The sequence below is a fragment of the Luteimonas cucumeris genome, assembly GCF_007830035.1.
Taxonomy (GTDB): Bacteria; Pseudomonadota; Gammaproteobacteria; order Xanthomonadales; family Xanthomonadaceae; genus Luteimonas_C; species Luteimonas_C cucumeris.
Genome location: NZ_VLKN01000001.1, coordinates 281,109 through 298,529 on the forward strand (window position 1 = coordinate 281,109; position 17,421 = coordinate 298,529).

The following is a 17,421-nucleotide window of genomic DNA, read 5'->3' on the forward strand; positions in this document are numbered from 1 at the left end:
AACGGGAATTTCCGCTGTAGCGAAGTTGTAACGCAGCAGGAGTGACGCCCCGGCTGGGGCTGTGAAAGGGTCTGGCGAGCGCCGCATCGGCTTCCCCACGCCGCTGGCGGTGACCGCACCAACACCCCCGCATTCCCCTGCTGGAGATCGCCCAGAATGAACCGCACGCCGCTGTACGCCGCGTTGTTGCTGCTGTTGTCCGCTCCCGCCATCGCCGCCACCCAGGCTGCCGAACCAATCGATTCCCCCGTCGAAGAAGCTGCGTCGAGCTGCCCGGATTCCGCCACGCCCGATACCGCCGGCGACGAATGTCCGACGCCGTCCGCGTCCGTCCAGGCCGCCGAAGGTTCGCGCTACGTGCAGGCCGACGGCGTCGGCGATGGCAGCGACGACGCCGTGGCCAGCGGCGGCTATGCGATCGCCGCCGGTTCCGCCAGCCGCGCCGAAGGCGACATGGCCGTGGCGATGGGCCGCGACAGCGCCGCCACCAGCTATGCGGCGATCGCGATCGGCAACCAGTCGGCGACCGCCGGCGAGTACGCGCTGGCGGTGGGGCACCAGGCGCAGGCCAGTGAAATGAGCGGTGTCGCGGTGGGCGCCGGCGCGAACGCCGCGGGTCCGTCCGCAGTCGCCATCGGCGGCCAGTACAGCTGGATCGCCGGCTGGAAGAAGACCCAGGCGGCCGGCGGGCACGCGGTCGCGGTCGGCTCCGGCGCGAATGCATCGGGCGAGTTCAGCACCGCGCTGGGCCCGGATGCCTTCGCCACCGGCGACAACAGCGCCGCGTTGGGCGCCGGCTCATCCGCCGGCGGCGCCGACAGTCTGGCGCTGGGACTGATCTCCAGGGCCGAAGGCGCCGGCGCCATCGCCACCGGCGTAGCCAGTCGCGCACTCGGACCGATCAGCACCGCGCTCGGCGCGAACAGCTTCGCCGATGGCGAAGGCGGCACCGCCGTGGGCACGTATGCGGCCGCCACCACCACCGGCGCGACCTCGATCGGCCCGGGCAGCGAGGCCACTGCCTATTTCGCGACCGCACTGGGTGGCAACAGCGAAGCCTCGGCCGAGCACAGCGTCGCGATCGGTGCGTACTCGGTCGCTGATCGCGCGCATACCGTATCGGTCGGCGCGGCCGGCGACGAACGCCAGATCGTCAACGTCGCCGCCGGCAGCGAGGCCACCGATGCGGTGAACCTGCAGCAGCTGCAGGACGCGACACAGAACAGCCAATATCTTGCCGCCAGCGGCAGCGCCGACAGCGACAACGCGGCGGCGGTCGATGGCGACTACGCCACCGCCGTGGGCGAGTCCGCGTTCGCCGGCAACAGCGGTGCCACGGCCGCCGGCAGCGGCGCGTTCGCGCTGGGTGCCGAAGCGACGGCGATCGGTTTCGGCAGCGTCGCGTCCGGTGACCACAGCGCCGCGTTCGGCGCCAGCGTCGAGGCGTCCGGTGTCAGCAGCATCGCGATGGGCGGGCAGCTCGACTACACCTATATCGACAGCGAAACGCAGCAGCCGGTGACGCTGACCGGTAACACCGGCGCCAGTGGCGCGGCGGCCAGCGCGTTCGGCAACGGCGCACAGGCCAGTGGCGAACTGGCGACCGCGGTCGGTGCGGTGTCTTCGGCTTCCGGACAATGGGCCACGGCGGTCGGTTCGCGCGCCAACGCCGAAGGCGCGAGCAGCGTGGCGATGGGCGACGGCGCGCAGGCGACCGGCGACCAGAGCACCGCCGTCGGTGGCACCCGCCCTGCGGGCCGCGTACTCGGTCGCGCGGCGACCCTGGCCACCGCCGAGCGCGCGTCGGCCTTCGGTTCCAGCGCGCAGGCGACCGGCATCCAGTCGACCGCACTGGGCTGGTATTCGAACGCATCCGGCGTCAGCGGCACTGCCGTGGGCAGCGGCGCGTCCGTCTACACGCAGTGGTCGACGGCGATCGGTGCATCTTCGATGGCCAATGCCTTCGGCGCGACCGCGCTGGGTTTCTATGCGTTCGCGCTGGAGGATTACAGCGTCGCGCTCGGCACCGGTTCGGTTGCCGACCGCGCCAATGCCGTGTCGGTCGGCGCCGGCGTCAACATCGACGGCTTCCCGGAGAACCGGCAGATCACCCACGTCGCCGACGGCACCGAGGCCAACGACGCGGTCAACCTCTCGCAGTTGGAAGACGCCACCGTCAGCGTGAAATATCTCGCCGCCAGCGGCGATGCCGACAACGACCAGGGCGCATCGGTCGACGGCGATTTCGCCACCGCGGTGGGTTCCGCCGCTTCGGCGTTCGGCAATGGCGCGTCGGCGTTCGGCAGCGGCGCGTTCGCGTTGCAGCAGAACGCGACCGCTTCCGGTTTCAACAGCCTGGCGTCCGGCAGCAACAGCTCCGCGTACGGCGCCGGCAGCCAGGCCACCGGCGAGGGCGCCACCGCCATCGGCGGACAGATGCAGGTGATGAACGGCGAGACCTGGGAGTGGGAAACCTGGAGCACCGAGGCCACTGGCAAGCAGGCGGTCGCCGTCGGCACCGCCGCGCACGCCACCGACTACAACGCGATTGCCATCGGCCCCACGTCCGAAGCCAGCGGCAGGCAGACCATCGCGCTGGGCGGATCGAGTACCGCACGTGGCGACAAGGCCATCGCCATCGGCAACCAGGCGCGTGCCTACGACGTGCTCGCCGTGGCGATCGGCGCCAGCGCGCAGGCGCAGGGGCCGCGCAGCGTCGCCATCGGTGCCAACGCGGTGGCCTACGACGAATCCAACACCGCCGTCGGCCAGTACTCGGGCACGGCCGGTGCGTATGCCAGCGCCTTCGGCCGCCAGGCCAAGGGCCGCGTCGAACGCAGCACCGCGCTCGGCGCGCAGACCGATGCGCGCGCGATCAACAGCGTGGCGCTGGGTGCGTACTCGATCGCCGACCGTGCCGACACCGTCTCGGTGGGATCGGTCGGCGAGGAACGCCAGATCGTCAACGTCGCCGCCGGCACCGAGGCCACCGACGCGGTCAATCTGTCGCAACTGGAAGACGCGACCGGCAGCGTCAAATACCTCGCCGCCAGCGGCGATGCCGACAACGACCAGGGCGCATCGGTCGACGGCGATTTCGCCACCGCGGTCGGCTCCGGCGCGTCGGCGCTGAGCAATGGCGCCACCGCGTTCGGCAGCGGTGCGTTCGCGCTCGGCGAATTCGCCACCGCCGGCGGTTTCAATTCCGTCGCCTCGGCGCAGTGGGCCACGGCCTACGGCGTCGGCAGCCAGGCGACCGGGCAAAGCGCGGTCGCGGTCGGCGGACGCATGGTGGTCTGGGACGGCAACACCGGTGAAGAGCAGATCTGGTCGACCGAAGCGTCCGGCCAGGAAAGCACCGCGATCGGCACTGCCGCGCGCGCCACGAATTACGGCAGCACCGCGATCGGCGTGGTGTCGGAATCCAGCGGCGAAACCTCGACCGCAATCGGCGCGGCCAGCACCGCACGCGGCGACTGGGCCGTGGCCGTCGGCGGCGAGTCGCGCGCCTACGGCGCGTTCAGCACCGCGCTGGGCAACCAGGCGCAGGCGCGCGGCGATCGCACCATCGCGATGGGCGGCTTGTCCGTCGCCGAAGGCACCGAAAGCCTGTCCTTCGGCGGCCTGTCCGCGACTGGCGGCACGCAGAGCGTGGCGCTGGGCTGGAACAGCATCGTCTTCCCCGGCGCCGACGGCAGCATGGCGCTGGGCGCAAACAGCGAAGTCGCGCCGGGCGTGCAGAACTCGGTCGCGCTCGGCAGCTTCTCGTATGCGGACCGCGCGAATGCGGTGTCGGTCGGCACGCCGGCACGCGACCACAACGGCCAGTTGCCGGTACCGGTGGAAGCGATCGATCGGCAGATCATCCACGTTGCGGCCGGCACCGAAGCCACCGACGCGGTCAACCTCGCGCAGCTGGAAGACGCGACCGGCAGCGTGAAATACCTCGCCGCCAGCGGCGATGCCGACAACGACCAGGGCGCTGAAATCGATGGCGATTTCGCCACTGCGGTCGGCTCGGCCGCATCCGCGCTGAACTTCGGTGCGACCGCGATGGGCAGCGGCGCGATGGCGCTGGGCGAGTACGCGACCGCATCGGGCTTCAACAGCGTCGCGTCCGGCACGTGGAGCGCCGCCTACGGCGTCGGCAGCGAAGCGTCCGGCCAGAGCAGCACCGCGATCGGCGGACAGATGCAGGTGTTCGATTGGGAAACGCAGGAATACCAGACCTGGTCGACGATCGCTTCCGGCCAGGAAAGCACCGCGATCGGCGTCGCCGCCATGGCCACCGAGTACGGCACGATCGCGATCGGTCCGGTCGCCCAGGCATCGGGCGACGGCGCCATCGCGATCGGCGCGACCAGCCGCGCCAGCGCGTATCGCAGCCTGGCGTTGGGCCTGGGTGCGAACGCCGACGGAGAAAGGACGGTGTCGATCGGCACGCAGGCCGAAGCCATCGGCGACCGCAGCGTCGTGGTCGGTCCCGACTCGATCGCCTACGGCGAGGCCAACACCGTGGTCGGCCAGCTGGCCGGCAGCGACGGCCTTGACAGCAGCGCGTTCGGCCGCCAGGCCAAGGCACGCGTGCAGGGCAGCACCGCGCTCGGCGCGCAGACCGATGTGCTCGCCGATCGTGCCGTGGCATTGGGCGCGTACTCGGTCGCCGATCGCGCCAACACCGTGTCGGTGGGCAGCGCCTACGAAATGATCGACAGCGACGGTTATCCGGTCGCGCCGTTCCAGCGCCAGATCACCAATGTCGCCGCCGGCACCGAGGACTACGACGCGGTCAACGTCGCGCAGTTGAAGGACGCGACCGGCGATCTGCATTACCTCGCCGCGAACGGCAGCGACGACGACGACCAGGCGGCCACGGCGGAAGGCGACTTCAGCACCGCGGTCGGCTCCGCAGCATCGGCGCTGGAGGCGGGTACGACGGCACTGGGCAGCGGCGCGTTCGCGCTCGGCCAGTACGCGACCGCCACCGGCTACAACAGTGCCGCCACCGGCGCCTACGACAGCGCCTATGGCACCGGCAGCGAAGCTTCCGGCGGCAGCGCCACCGCGATCGGCGGCTACGCGCAGGTCTGGGACGGCAATACCGGCGAGCAGATGCTGCTGGCGACGCGGGCGGTCGGGGCGGAGAGCACCGCGATCGGCGCCGGTGCGCAGGCGCTGGAATACGCCAGCGTCGCGGTGGGCAGCAGCGCCTACGCCGGTGGCGAGATGGCGGTGGCGGTCGGCGGCAGCGCGCAGGGCAAGAGCAGCGTCGCGGTGGGCCGCAACAGTCGTTCGGCCGACTACGCCACGGCGCTGGGCATGGGCAGCGCGGCAACGCAGAACAATGCGATCGCCGTCGGCGTGGGCAGCCAGGCGCAGGGCGCAGTGTCGGTGAGCATCGGCGCCTCGTCGTTCGCCACCGCGCAAGGTGCCATTTCGCTCGGCAACCTGACCGTGAGTCATGGCGAATATTCGACCGCGCTGGGCACGCAGGCCTGGGCCGAAGGCGCCAACAGCGTGGCGCTGGGGGCGATGTCCGATGCCATCCGCGCCAACGCCGTGTCGGTCGGTTCCGCCAACCGCGGGCTGAGCCGGCAGATCACCAACGTGGCCGCAGGCACCGAGGACCTGGACGCGGTCAACCTCGCGCAGTTGAACGCGGTCGCCGATTCGATCGAGGACGGCAACCGCTACTTCAAGGCCGAAGGTCTCGGCGACGACGATGCGCTCGCCAAGGGCAAGTACGCCGTCGCCGCCGGTGCGCGCAGCAGCGCACGCGGCACCGGCACCACCGCGCTCGGCGGCAATGCGCTGGCCGATGGGCAGTACGCGACCGCAGCCGGTTTCGGCAGCCAGGCGATGGCCGCCAACAGCGCCGCGTTCGGTGCCGGCGCCCGTGCCTCGAAGGGCGGTGCCAGCGCGTTCGGCGAATCGTCGAGCGCATCGGGTGCCAACAGCACGGCGCTCGGCGTCGACAGCGAGGCGTCGGCGCGCAACAGCGTGGCGCTGGGTGCAGGTTCGGTCGCCGACCGCGCCAACACCGTCGCGGTCGGTGCGTCGGATGCCGAACGCCGGATCGTGCACGTCGCCGCCGGCACCGCCGGTACCGACGCGGTCAACGTCGACCAGTTGTTCTCGGTGCAGCGCGGCGTCGCCGACATACTGGGTGGCGGCGCGCGACTGGATGCGTTCGGTGGACTCGTTGGTCCGCGTTTCAACGTGATGGGCGGCGTGTTCGGCAATGTCGGCGATGCGCTGACCGCGCTCGACAAAGGCTGGTCGGCACTGGATGGCCGCGTGTCCGCGCTGGAGACGGAAGTCGGCACGAACACGGATACGGCTGCAGCCGGATCGGATGCGACGGCAGGCAACGCCAAGCAGACCGCGGTGGCCGCCAGCGTAGCGCGACCGGCCGCCAGCCACCGGGCTGCGGTCGCCAGCAGTGCAGTGGCCAGCGATGCCGTCGCCAGCAACGCGGTGGGCACGCACGACACCGCGATCGTTGCCGCCAGCGAATCCGCCGCAGCACCCGCCAGCACCGGCACGGCGCTGGGCCAGGGCGCACGCGTCGCGTCCGAAGCGTCCAATGCGGTCGCGCTCGGACAGGACTCGGTCGCCGATCGCGCCAACACCGTGTCGATGGGCTCGGTCGGCCACGAACGCCAGGTCGCCAACGTCGCCGACGGCGCGCGCGCCACCGACGCGGCCAACGTGCGCCAGGTCAATGCCGGCGACGCGCAGACGCTGACCCAGTCCAAGGCCTATACCGATGCGCGCTTCAACGAGGCGATGGCCACGCCGATGGCCGCGGTCGACGACCTGCGCGACCTGGTTGGTCAGCGTTTCGACGAACAGGGCAAGCGCATCGACCGCGTCGGCGCGATGAACGCGGCGATGGTCAACATGGCCACCAGCGCCGCCGGCGTGCGCACCCAGAACCGCGTCGGTGTCGGTGCCGGTTTCTCCGGCGGCGAACAGGCGCTGTCGGTCGGCTATCAGCGTGCCTTCAGCGATCGCGCCACGCTCACCATCGGTGGCGCCTTCAGCGACGACGACAGCTCGGCCGGCGTCGGCCTCGGCTTCGGCTGGTAATTCCGCTGGTAACTCACGCATCGCATCGCTTTCGACCTCCTCGTCAGTCCCTTGCCGGCCACGGACGGCCTGCTTTTTTCCACTGCCCCCGCAGAACAGACGCCGCACGCACGTCGCGCGGCCACCAACCCGGAGAGTTCCATGACCTCGTCATCCACCCGCATCACGTCCTGCCTGCTCGCCGCCGCCATCGCGATGTCGATCTCACCGCTGGCCTTCGCCGGCAACCCGCACGCGCCGCTGCGCGCGGTGGCCGCCGCCGGTACGTCCGGCGACCAGGCCAGCGTCGACCGTTTCATCGTCCGTTACCGTCCCGGCACGCTGCAGGCCAGCGACAGCCAGCGCGCCGTCGGCGCCGTGCGCGCCGCGCTGCAGCAGTCGGGCCTGGTCGGCGCGAGCAGTGCCGCTTCCGTGCGGCATGTGCGCAAGACCGCATCTGGCGCCGACGTGGTCAAGCTGTCGCGTCCGCTCGATCGCGTCGCCAGCGCGGCGTTGATGCGCAGGCTCGCCGCCGATCCGGCCGTGGCGCATGTCGAGCCGGACCTGCGCGCGTTCCACACCGGCAATGAAATCCTGCGCGCACCGACGCCCGCGGCGCTGCCGACGGCGACGCCCGATGACGAGTACTACGCCTCGCACCAGTGGCATCTGCACCATCCCACCGGTGGCATGGGCGCACCGGCCGCGTGGAACCAGGCGACCGGCGAAGGCGTGGTCGTGGCAGTGCTCGATACCGGCGTGGTCGCGCACGACGATCTCGACGGCAGCGTGCTGGAAGGCTACGACTTCATCACCGATGCCTTCGTCTCGCGCCGCGACAGCGACGAACGCGTGCCCGGCGCGCACGACTACGGCGACTGGAACGACGACCCGACCCAGTGCGACGTCACGCCCAGCAGCTTCCACGGCACCCACGTGTCCGGCACCGTCGCCGAACAGACCGGCAACGGTCTTGGCATGGCCGGCGTCGCGCACGACGCCAAGGTGTTGCCGATACGCGTGCTGGGACGCTGCGGCGGCTACACCTCGGACATCGCCGACGCCATCGTCTGGGCTTCCGGCGGCAGCGTCGACGGCGTGCCGGCGAATGAGAATCCGGCCGAAGTCGTCAACCTCAGCCTCGGCGGCAACCGCGCCTGCGAGGCAAATTCGGAATACCAGCTGGCCATCGACCAGGCCATCGCCAACGGCACCACGGTGGTTGCCGCCGCGGGCAACTACAACGTCGACATGTCGCAGTTCAGCCCGGCCAGCTGCGCCGGCGTGATCGCCGTCGGTGCCACGCGCATCACCGGCGGCAAGGCCAACTATTCCAACTTCGGCGACGGCGTCGACCTGTCCGCGCCCGGCGGCGGCGGGCAGGTGGACGGCAATCCCAACGGTTACGTCTGGCAGAACATCAACGACAGCGCGACCTCGCCGGAAGAAGGCCAGCAGAACTACGGGGGCATGGCCGGCACCTCGATGGCGGCGCCGCACGTGGCCGGCGTGGTCGCGCTGGTGCAGGGCATCGCGACGACGCCACTGACGCCGGCCGCAATCGAAACGCTGCTGAAGGACACTGCGCGCGAGTTCCCGGTCAGCATCCCGTCGAGCACGCCGCTGGGCGTGGGCATCCTCGACGCCGCCGCGGCGGTCGCCGGTGTGGTGCCGCCGTGCGAGGGCGACGACTGCGAACCGCCGATCGAGGCGACGCCGATCGTCAACCGTTCTCCGGTCGGCGGACTGATGGGCGATGAAGGCGAGGCGCTGCTGTTCTCGATCGACGTGCCCGCCGGTGCCAGCAACCTCAACTTCCTCAGCTACAGCGGCTCCGGCGACGTCTCGATGCTGGTCAGCTTCAACGCCGAACCGATGCCCGATGCCGCCGACTTCCGCTCCACGCGCCCGGGCAACAACGAGCGCATCGGCATCGCCGCGCCTAAGACCGGCACCTACTACGTGAAGCTGCTGGGCGTGAAGAAGTTCGAGCGCGTGACCCTGGAGGCGCGCCACAACTAGGGGATGGCGATCGATGGCCCGGTGCGATGCCGGGCCATCGATGCCGTCGCCACGAATCGGCGACCCCGCGCGAACAATCCGAGTCGTATCGGCGCGATGGGTGCACCATGTCAGCGATCGCGGCGCGGGGACTCCACCGGCTTCTCCAGCCCCGAGATCGCATACGACAGCTCGTCCAGCTTCTCCGACAATGCCTGCTGCGCATCGGACAGGCCGCGGTTGTAGAAATAAGTGCCGATCTCGTGCGTGAAGAACTCCAGCAGGAACTCCGCATCGAACCGCCCGATGTCCTGCTTCAGCTCCTGGCCGAAATAAAGCTGGATGCGATGGACGATCGCTTCGGTTTCCGCCCTGGAGAACTTGATGTCGGTCATCGTGGATTCCTGCGATGCATGGGTCTGTATCGAATCGATATTTTCGCCTGTCATCCACAACGCGTCGAATCGATTTTTTCCCTGTCATTCTGAGCGTAGCGAGGGACCTGTTCTGGGAATTCCCGGAAAAGCAGATCTCTCGCCATGCTCGGGATGACAGCGGAGCGTGAGACGTGTTTCAGACATGTTCCAGCCATCGCTGGCAAGCCTGATCAAAAGCGCGCGCTTATCCCAGCTGCCCTAACGACGCCCCCGATAAGGCTCGCACCCGACACCATCATTGTCGCGGTCCAGGTGCGCCCCATAACCGGGATCTCCACGGTGCACAGGTGCTGCACCCGCGGCGCGCGCTTCCGTGCAGTTGGCGAACACTTCCGTCGCCGCGGAATTGCGCGCAGGCGCCACCCTCGAAGGTGCAGGACGGTCGGCAGGCGCGTAGCCGGCGCGCGGTGCAGGCGCGGCACCGGCGCCCCTGTGGCAGTGGTATTCGCCGGTTTTGCGATTGGTGTGGCAACCATGCTTGTCGAGCCCGCCGCCATGCGCGCCGGCGACGTTGCTGGCAGCCAACGAGAAAACGACGAACAGCGAAATCGAACCGATCGGTCGCACACAGCCCCCTGTTGCGTCCCTGGGGTGGAACAGGCGTCCACCCGCTACCGCGGATCATACGGAGCCGGGCGCGGAGGCGATAACCGGCGGGAGCAGCTGCAGGGCTCGACGACCAGGCAGAAAGCCCCGGCCGACGGGTTCGAAGTGTCGTCGTCGACGCAAAAAGCCCCAGCCCTGGGGCTTCGAGGGCCGACGGCGGCGCGAAAAGTCCCAACCGCGGGACTTTTTGCCTCGACCACGACACAAAAAGCGCCGTCCGAGGTGCTTTCCGGATTCAAGGACGGGAAAAAAGCCCCGATCGCGGCGCTTCAAGCCCCGGCGCTGGCGAAAAAAGCGCCACGCGAGGCGCTTTCCAGACTCGAAGACGGGCAAAAAGCGCCGACCGCGTCGCTCAAAGGCCCGACGCCAGCGCAAAAAGCCTCGAACGAGGCACTGCAGGCTTCAACGGATAGGCAAAAAGCTCCGCCGTCGCCGCCTAAACCATTGCGCGACCCGCGACGAGCGCCTCGGTCGGATCAACCCGCCTCGTCCGACCCGACCGGATCGTCGCGAAACGCGCCAGGACTGCTTGAGCCGCGAGCCGGATTGGATTCGTCTACCTCCGTCATCTCGAGCGCAGCGAGGAATCTGCTCCTGCTTTCCCGATCTCGATGAATGTCAGGAGCGACGGGAGAAATCCACGCATTGAATTGTCAGGCAGCATCGCCCGCCGCACGTTTCGACAGCCACGCATGGATCAATCCGGCCTGGAAGAACTGCACCGGACGCTCGAAACCTCCTGCCTCGATGATCGACGCAGTCCGGTCCGGCGAAAGCACGCCAACATCATGGGCATAGGCATTGCGCATGCGCTCCATTCCCTCGGCAGAGACGTTCGCCGCCGCCATCATGTTCATCCAGGCACGAAGCAACACTTCATATTCGGGCGACTGCACATCCGAAGACAGATCCGAGCTGGCGAGAATCCCTCCCGGCTTGAGCCGGCACGATATTTCCCGAAAGAACCCGGAGCGTGCCTGCGGATCGAGGATGAACTGCGACACCAGGAAACACGTGGCCGCGTCGGACTCACCGTCAGCCGCGAGCGATTCAAGATAGCCTTCGTGAAACTGACAGCGCTCGGAAAACCCCTCCCTTTCGGCCAGCTGTCGACAGACTTCCAGCATCGCGCCAGAAGGTTCCACCGCGACAAACCGCCAGCCAGGATTTCTGAGGGCAAGGTGAGCCATCTCCGCCCCGGTCCCGACGCCGACACAGAGGACGCGAGCGTCCTTGGGCAGCTGGGCAAACATCGAATCCACCAGCAGGTGCAGGCAGTTCCGGATCGGCGAAGTCTTCGCCCACTGTGCGTCGTAGCCCGCAGCTTGCTGATCGAAAAGTGCCTTGATCTCGTCTTGGTTCATTTGTTTTGCTCTTTTTTTACATAAGGGCCGAATCAAGCCGACCCGCGACGCGAAACCAAGTCGATCATTCAGATCGGCCGGATTTCGATTTCCGACGGTACGGGCATCGGATTGGGGCAACGCTTCACCCAAGCGACGGCGTCCTCGATGCTGGGCAATTCCCATAGCCAATAGCCCGCGACCAGGTCTCCCTCGAAAGGCCCATCGACGACGCTTCGCGATTCACCATCGAAGCGTACCCGCTTGCCTTCGCGGCTCGGGCGTAAACCGTCGCAGTCCTTCATCACACCGGCCTTCTTGAGCTCCTCGTTGAAGGCATTCATTTTGGCCATCGACTCCTTGAACGACGAATCTCTCATCCCTTCGATGTTCTTTTCGATGCTCGGGTTCGACTTGACGAGTATCATGAATTTCATGTCGGTCTCCATAGATTCGCTGCATCAACGCGATGCAGTCGTGTAGGCCGAACAACCTGTCGAGATGACTGGTTCATCCAGGCGCCTACTTGAACGACGAGCGAGGTTGAAAGGGATCGACACAAGTCGACGAGCGTGTTCAGCGACTTAACGCCTGCTTGCACGAATTTCCAGGCCACGGCCATCAGAACTCCACTGGCGGCTTTGGACGCCACTATTCGAGCCGTGTCCGGATTCGCTCCATCTGGGAGATTTCCGCGCGTTGCGCTTCCATGATTTCCCGGCACAACGAAATCAACTCCTGGTCGGTGAGATTAGCCTGGCGACACATCAGAATGGCTCCCGAGTGATGGGGAATCATGGATTTGACGAACTGATGGTCATCGATCAGTGCCTGTGACCGTGTCGCCCAGAGGGAGCCTACGGTCAGGACGGCGAAAAGGAGATGGAGCGCGAGATTGGCTTTCCGGTTTGGATACATTCCCCGCATGGTGAGGAGCATGAAGATGCCCATCGGCGCCCACATGGTGACGGCCATGTAGAACATGTTGAGGTTGTTCCGGAAGTCGCCCCAACCGTCGATCATCGAGAACATGACGATGTACATGACGACGAGGCCGAGAACCATGTTGACCCAGAACATCGTGTAAGGCCGCGAATGCGTGCCCTGATCGTGCGGGGAGGAATGATGGGACATCGGTCTTCTCCTTCTGTTCGACGGTCCACGAACTCCCGGCAATGCCGAGGTTCTGCCGCGTGGGAAATTGCTCCGATGGCCTGGCGCCTGAACCATGCTGACCCGCAAGCGGGTCTACTTGAATGAATTGTCAGGCGCCATCACGTCCGGAGAACTCCTTGTTAAAGCGCGGCGCATCTGGCAGCTGCTCATCCAGCGATTGACGGTACTTGAGACAGCCACGTAGAAATACTGGCCAGTCCGGAACAACGGGCTGGATGCTGGATTGCTCAGGCAGGAGATTCCACAAGGCGGGGTGGTGCCAGCAAAGATCGTGGCCTGAGCTATCACGATGTGCGCGTACCGCATTGCGCAGCTTGACGAGCTCCGCGAGAAGTTCATCGCGACTCATGTCGTTAAGGTCGGAATCCACGAAACCTCCGTTGCGAGACGACGTCAAATGCTTCTGGTGCAGCGACTAGTCAGGCGGCGTATGCGCTACGTCGGCAGATTCGAACGAATCAGGTCCACGGTTTCAGCAAGCCGCGTGGCAGAAGCCTGCACCCGCTCTCGACGCTGTGCATCGCCGCCTGGATCGTGTGATGTGCCCCTTTCGCGTCCGGCGCCATCGAATGTGGCGAGTTGCGGCGGGCCTATCCCCCAATCACTGCCCTTCTGCCGGGGCACGACATGAAAATGGAAGTGCGGTGTTTCCTGTCCGCTGTAGACCCCGTTGTTCTGGAACGTAAGTATTCCGAGAGGCCGATAAGCCTTGACGAGCGCTTCCGCGACTCTCTTGGCCGAGGCCAGGATGGCCCCGCACTCCTGATCAGAAAGATCGAGCAGCGTCGCAACATGCCGGCGCGTGATGACGCAGCACTGGCCAGTTTCGAACTGCCACGGATTGATCACGGTGAGCGTATGTTCGCCTTCTTCTATGATCTTCCATGGTTCTTCGCGAGCCGCCACACACAGGTCGCACGGATCTCTTATGGGAAGTTCGAGCATTTGTCCTCTCCGATCAAGCTGGCAGTTTGACGCAGAAAATCGCTTGTAAAGACAGCTAGCAGACATGCGCGCCTAACGGCGAGGCCTGCGAAGCATGGGGGTAACAAGCGGTGCAGCCCCAATCTGGAATTCGCCCATCACCTCGAAACCATGGCGCTGGTAGAACGGGATATTCTGCGGTTTGGACGACTCGAGGTACGCCAACGTTTGTTCCTGGTCGCAGCGGGCGAGCGCATGGCGCATCAACGCCGCTCCGATGCCTTTGCCTTGCGCATTCGGGTCGACGCCAATCTGAGGCAGATACCAGTGAGCCTCCCGGGGATGGGATTGTTCCATCTTCTCGAACGTCGCAAGGAGGTCATCAAGGTGTTCGCGTTTTACGGTGTCGCGGAACATCCGTTCAAGGACCTCGCCGTTGGGTTCCACGCCGGGAGGCAGCCAGAGTGCGGTGCCGCAGAAGTCCGCGGACACATAGGCCGTGCCGTGCTTGAAACAGCTGCCCGCGAACTCGCGGGTCGCCAGGGGCATGGTCGCAAGGTAGTCGTGCGGAGAAGGCCAGGCGAATCGCGCAGTCGGGTCCGTGATGAATGCCGCGACGATCGCTGCGATGGCGCGCGGCATCTCATCGGATGTGGCGCTGCGTATCCCGGTTGACGGTGAGGTCATTTCGTCCTCCGTTACTGGCAACCTGACGCCTGAATCATGCCGGGTCGCGAAGTGGGCTTTGCTAACGAACTGTCAGGCGCCAGCGCGTGCCTATATGCCTTTGGCATCAGCGTAGGCGATCCAAACGCCGCAAGCCACAATGAAGTAGCCCAGCCCGGCCACGGAAATCAACTGGGAGCGACGCAGGTGCGGATGACGCCGGCCGGCCGTCGCCGCGTACGTCAACAGCCCGATCTTTCCGATGCCATGACCATCAGCGGCCGCTTGCTCGGCGATCAGCATGAAGTGGTGGATGGCAAACACGAAAGGAAACAGGAAGATTGCCTGGACAACGGCAACAACCCAGATGACTGGATAGCCAAACGGCTCAGGCCCAAATGCCGCCACAAGCACTGGCCGGACGTCTGGCGAGAACGTGGTGCCAATGAGCAATGCGTAGACAAGAGCCGGTACGGCATAGCTGGTAATGCTCTTGGCCATCGATTAAACCTCTATGACGCCCAACGCCTGAATCAAGTCGAGCCGCGAAGCGGCTTCGGCTTGAATGAACTGTTAGATCAGCGCGAGCTCATAAAAGCGAGTGCCCGGCAAATGTGTGTTGTTGTATGCAGGTATCTCGCTGAAGCCGAGCTTGCGATAGAGCCCCTGTGCCGTCGTCATGCTGGGAAGCGTGTCCAACCTGAGCGCAGTGTAGCCAGCAGCATGAGCTGCTCGTATCGTTGCTTCGATGAGGTGCTCGCCGAGCCCCCAGCCGCGAAAGGCCGGACGCACGTAAAGCCGTTTCAGCTCGCCGGTCTGATGGTCCAAGCGCCGGAGCGCGACACAGCCAGCGGTGTCTCCATTGATCTGCGCGATGAGCAGAGTTCCATGCGGCGGAACGTAAGGCGATGGCAGGGCCTCTAGCTCGGCGGCGAATCCTTGGTACTCAAGGTTCACGCCGATTGCGTCCGAGTACTCATGAAAGAGTTCCCGGGCAATCGCGACTTGCTCTCGGCTGTCTGCAGGTGTGAGGACTATTGAATCTGACATGGCCTTCTAACATCTGAATTAAGCCGAGCCGCTAAACGGTTTTGGTTTGAATGAACTGTTAGGCGGCTGGCAGCGATCTGTCCAAAAACCGCCAAGCGAGTGTCCATCCGACTCCGCCAGCCAACGTTGCTAGAAGATCATTTTTATCCAGAACCGCGTTTGGTGTGAAGTGTTGTGAAAGCTCGTAAGCCACCAGCAATAGCGACGACACAATGCCACTGACGAGGCCCAACGACCTGTCCGGTAGATTGCCGAAGCGTTTGACCCGGGAAAGTTCGGCCAGGACAAGAGCTGGGGCCGTAAGTGCTGCAATGAAGTTTGGTAGAGAGCCAAGCATCGCCATAGCGAAGTCGCTCTGAACTGCAAGGTGCCGACGCAGAAGGTCATTGAGCACGATAGCTGCGACACCACCGGTGAACAATGCAATGAGAAAAAATCGCCTAGTTCTCAATCAAGGCTCCCTGTACTTGCTTCTGCTGCCTGACGCCTGAATTATGCCGAGCCGAGAAACGGCTTTGGTTTGACTGAACTGTTAGGTACCAGTTCGTCAGCCGGCAGTTGCCCACCACCCTGTGCAATAACCTGGAGCCCTGAGGACGTTGTAACACCCCAACTCTCATGGCCGCTGGAGAGGGAAAGGAACTCAAGCTTTAAGTTGCCCGCGAAGCGTAGACCCGAGCGCCGCCCTAATTTGCCGACTGCGGAGGCTTGAACGCCTTGCTGTAGAACCCTGACTCGTCGAAACAGCATACTCGGCGCTTGCCAGCAGAAAGCATTTCGCATGCGTCCGCGATGCGTTTCACGCGAGTCTTCGCTTGCTTTGCGGACGTTATCCAGTGGATCCAGTCCAGGCGCGCCACAGTAGTCGCACTTTCCCAAGTGACCTGCGCTTCGGGGTTTGCCTGCAAAGCCTTCCGAAGGTCAGCCGGGATCTCAGGGTCGGGCTCTTGGTCTACGGGCGCAATCTCCACTGTGACCACAGTGCCGAAGTCGGCATTTGCGGCTTCACGAAGCTCGGCGCTTACCCGTAGCCAATGGCTCAACTGGCCATCTGGCTCGAGTGTTTCCCGGAAGGGAATGCCATTGATTGCGCCGTCTACGGTAGTTCTTCCTCGCCGCGGGAGCTTTTCGCTCGCGTCTTTCGGCAGAACGACAAATGCCCACGACTTGTCGGGACCTGGGTCTGCCGGTCGCTGCAGGAGTGCTTCGAAAATGGCTTTCGCTGTTTTCCGGCTCATTGCGGACGTTCCTGATACGGCTAACACTGAGTTAAGCCGCGCCACGAAGCGGCGTCGGATGGAACGAATCGTTAGGCCTCATGGTAGCGACGTCTGGGTGAACCGCTCGACATCTTCAATCATTGTTGCAACATCTTCAGCGAAGCGCTTCTTGACTACTTTGATCACGCGTGATCCTTGGGCATGAGGCCTAACGCCTGAATTAAGCCGACCCGCGAAGCGGTTTTGGCTTGAATGAATTGTTAGGGCCTGCCCAACGACTCTGCTACAAGAACGACTGGCAGCCCTGACCTGACGGTATTGTGCACCTCCGCAACTGCGTCAGTTTGCCGGAGAAGCTCAGCGACGATGTCTGGGGCAGAGGGCGAGGACACTTTTGCCCAGTACCGGATATCTGTGGCCGCCAGCCCGATGCCAGGGAAGTTGGCCGTAGCCTCGACCTCGACGGCGTGCAAGGTAATGCCAAGACGCGATGCCTCGCGGTACAGGTCATTGCAGTAGCAAGTTGCCAAGGCCAGCATCAGAAACTCACCGCCGTTCACACCGGAACCTTGTCCGGAGCTTTTGGCCGGGATGGATAGGGATCGGGAGCTGCTCTCGGTGCGTACGACCACGCTGTGGTCGGCACTGGAGTTCTTGACGATCGCAGAGATCTCCATTGCTAATCTCCGAACAGCCTGCAGCGGGCCCTAACACTAAGAAGCCGAGACGCGTAGTGGAGCCAAGCACATCACAAGCTGTACCTGCCATGTGCTGGAGTAACGAAGCGGCTTCGGCTTGAACGCATTGTTAGGCCTCACGTGCCCCACCAGCCTTGGGTGGCGACGAGCGCCAAGTAGAGCCTCGGCTATCGCCACGACCACGAGGATGCGCCTCCCATCAGAACGCCGGTGCGGCCATCTTTGCGCC

General features: G+C 65.3%; 14 protein-coding genes. 2 read left to right on the plus strand and 12 right to left on the minus strand.

Going from position 1 to position 17,421, the window contains the following annotated elements:
• Window positions 1–156: 156 nt before the first annotated feature.
• Window positions 157–7,092, plus strand: coding sequence for a YadA-like family protein (locus IP90_RS01300; protein WP_144897807.1), 6,936 nt, complete (start codon window positions 157–159; stop codon window positions 7,090–7,092).
• A 141-nt stretch (window positions 7,093–7,233) separates the two neighbouring features.
• The gene (locus IP90_RS01305) at window positions 7,234–9,093 is read left to right on the plus strand and encodes a S8 family peptidase (protein ID WP_144897808.1); all 1,860 of its coding nucleotides are present in this window, start codon (window positions 7,234–7,236) and stop codon (window positions 9,091–9,093) included.
• A 110-nt stretch (window positions 9,094–9,203) separates the two neighbouring features.
• Here the strand turns inward: IP90_RS01305 and IP90_RS01310 are convergent, their stop codons facing one another.
• The 12 genes from IP90_RS01310 to IP90_RS01365 form a co-directional block, all read right to left on the minus strand.
• On the minus strand, window positions 9,204–9,467 hold the full coding sequence (locus IP90_RS01310; RefSeq protein WP_144897809.1) for a DUF2164 domain-containing protein: 264 nt from the start codon (window positions 9,465–9,467) through the stop codon (window positions 9,204–9,206).
• A 240-nt stretch (window positions 9,468–9,707) separates the two neighbouring features.
• On the minus strand, window positions 9,708–10,076 hold the full coding sequence (locus IP90_RS16955) for an excalibur calcium-binding domain-containing protein (protein WP_144897810.1): 369 nt from the start codon (window positions 10,074–10,076) through the stop codon (window positions 9,708–9,710).
• Between the two features lie 692 nt (window positions 10,077–10,768).
• A complete protein-coding gene (locus tag IP90_RS01320; protein ID WP_144897811.1) occupies window positions 10,769–11,479 on the minus strand; it encodes a class I SAM-dependent methyltransferase in 711 nt (236 codons plus the stop codon).
• A 68-nt stretch (window positions 11,480–11,547) separates the two neighbouring features.
• Complete coding sequence (locus IP90_RS01325) at window positions 11,548–11,907, minus strand: YciI family protein (protein WP_242007440.1); 360 nt, start codon at window positions 11,905–11,907, stop codon at window positions 11,548–11,550.
• A 202-nt stretch (window positions 11,908–12,109) separates the two neighbouring features.
• Window positions 12,110–12,592 carry a DUF305 domain-containing protein gene (locus IP90_RS01330; protein ID WP_144897812.1) on the minus strand — a complete coding sequence of 161 codons (483 nt, stop codon included), beginning with the start codon at window positions 12,590–12,592 and terminating at the stop codon, window positions 12,110–12,112.
• Between the two features lie 130 nt (window positions 12,593–12,722).
• Window positions 12,723–13,004, minus strand: a complete 282-nt coding sequence (locus IP90_RS01335) for a hypothetical protein (RefSeq protein ID WP_144897813.1) — start codon at window positions 13,002–13,004, stop codon at window positions 12,723–12,725.
• Window positions 13,005–13,069: 65 nt separating this feature from the next.
• Window positions 13,070–13,579 (minus strand): HIT family protein, encoded by a 510-nt coding sequence (locus IP90_RS01340; RefSeq protein ID WP_158635234.1) that lies wholly within the window; start codon window positions 13,577–13,579, stop codon window positions 13,070–13,072.
• A gap of 72 nt (window positions 13,580–13,651) precedes the next feature.
• The gene (locus tag IP90_RS01345; protein ID WP_144897815.1) at window positions 13,652–14,245 is read right to left on the minus strand and encodes a GNAT family N-acetyltransferase; all 594 of its coding nucleotides are present in this window, start codon (window positions 14,243–14,245) and stop codon (window positions 13,652–13,654) included.
• 90 nt (window positions 14,246–14,335) lie between these two features.
• On the minus strand, window positions 14,336–14,725 hold the full coding sequence (locus tag IP90_RS01350; protein ID WP_144897816.1) for a hypothetical protein: 390 nt from the start codon (window positions 14,723–14,725) through the stop codon (window positions 14,336–14,338).
• A gap of 72 nt (window positions 14,726–14,797) precedes the next feature.
• On the minus strand, window positions 14,798–15,274 hold the full coding sequence (locus tag IP90_RS01355) for a GNAT family N-acetyltransferase (protein ID WP_144897817.1): 477 nt from the start codon (window positions 15,272–15,274) through the stop codon (window positions 14,798–14,800).
• Between the two features lie 686 nt (window positions 15,275–15,960).
• On the minus strand, window positions 15,961–16,512 hold the full coding sequence (locus IP90_RS01360; RefSeq protein WP_144897818.1) for a YdeI/OmpD-associated family protein: 552 nt from the start codon (window positions 16,510–16,512) through the stop codon (window positions 15,961–15,963).
• A gap of 242 nt (window positions 16,513–16,754) precedes the next feature.
• On the minus strand, window positions 16,755–17,171 hold the full coding sequence (locus tag IP90_RS01365; RefSeq protein ID WP_144897819.1) for an OsmC family protein: 417 nt from the start codon (window positions 17,169–17,171) through the stop codon (window positions 16,755–16,757).
• Between the last annotated feature and the right edge of the window lie 250 nt (window positions 17,172–17,421).

What these genes read in the sequence shown, in the direction of transcription:
- IP90_RS01350 (WP_144897816.1), bottom strand. Translation starts at nt 14,725, where the DNA reads ATGGCCAAGAGCATTACCAGCTATGCCGTACCGGCTCTTGTCTACGCA.
- IP90_RS01300 (WP_144897807.1), top strand. Translation starts at nt 157, where the DNA reads ATGAACCGCACGCCGCTGTACGCCGCGTTGTTGCTGCTGTTGTCCGCT.
- IP90_RS01305 (WP_144897808.1), top strand. Translation starts at nt 7,234, where the DNA reads ATGACCTCGTCATCCACCCGCATCACGTCCTGCCTGCTCGCCGCCGCC.
- IP90_RS01365 (WP_144897819.1), bottom strand. Translation starts at nt 17,171, where the DNA reads ATGGAGATCTCTGCGATCGTCAAGAACTCCAGTGCCGACCACAGCGTG.
- IP90_RS01360 (WP_144897818.1), bottom strand. Translation starts at nt 16,512, where the DNA reads ATGAGCCGGAAAACAGCGAAAGCCATTTTCGAAGCACTCCTGCAGCGA.
- IP90_RS01345 (WP_144897815.1), bottom strand. Translation starts at nt 14,245, where the DNA reads ATGACCTCACCGTCAACCGGGATACGCAGCGCCACATCCGATGAGATG.
- IP90_RS01340 (WP_158635234.1), bottom strand. Translation starts at nt 13,579, where the DNA reads ATGCTCGAACTTCCCATAAGAGATCCGTGCGACCTGTGTGTGGCGGCT.
- IP90_RS01330 (WP_144897812.1), bottom strand. Translation starts at nt 12,592, where the DNA reads ATGTCCCATCATTCCTCCCCGCACGATCAGGGCACGCATTCGCGGCCT.
- IP90_RS01310 (WP_144897809.1), bottom strand. Translation starts at nt 9,467, where the DNA reads ATGACCGACATCAAGTTCTCCAGGGCGGAAACCGAAGCGATCGTCCAT.
- IP90_RS01355 (WP_144897817.1), bottom strand. Translation starts at nt 15,274, where the DNA reads ATGTCAGATTCAATAGTCCTCACACCTGCAGACAGCCGAGAGCAAGTC.
- IP90_RS01325 (WP_242007440.1), bottom strand. Translation starts at nt 11,907, where the DNA reads ATGGAGACCGACATGAAATTCATGATACTCGTCAAGTCGAACCCGAGC.
- IP90_RS01320 (WP_144897811.1), bottom strand. Translation starts at nt 11,479, where the DNA reads ATGAACCAAGACGAGATCAAGGCACTTTTCGATCAGCAAGCTGCGGGC.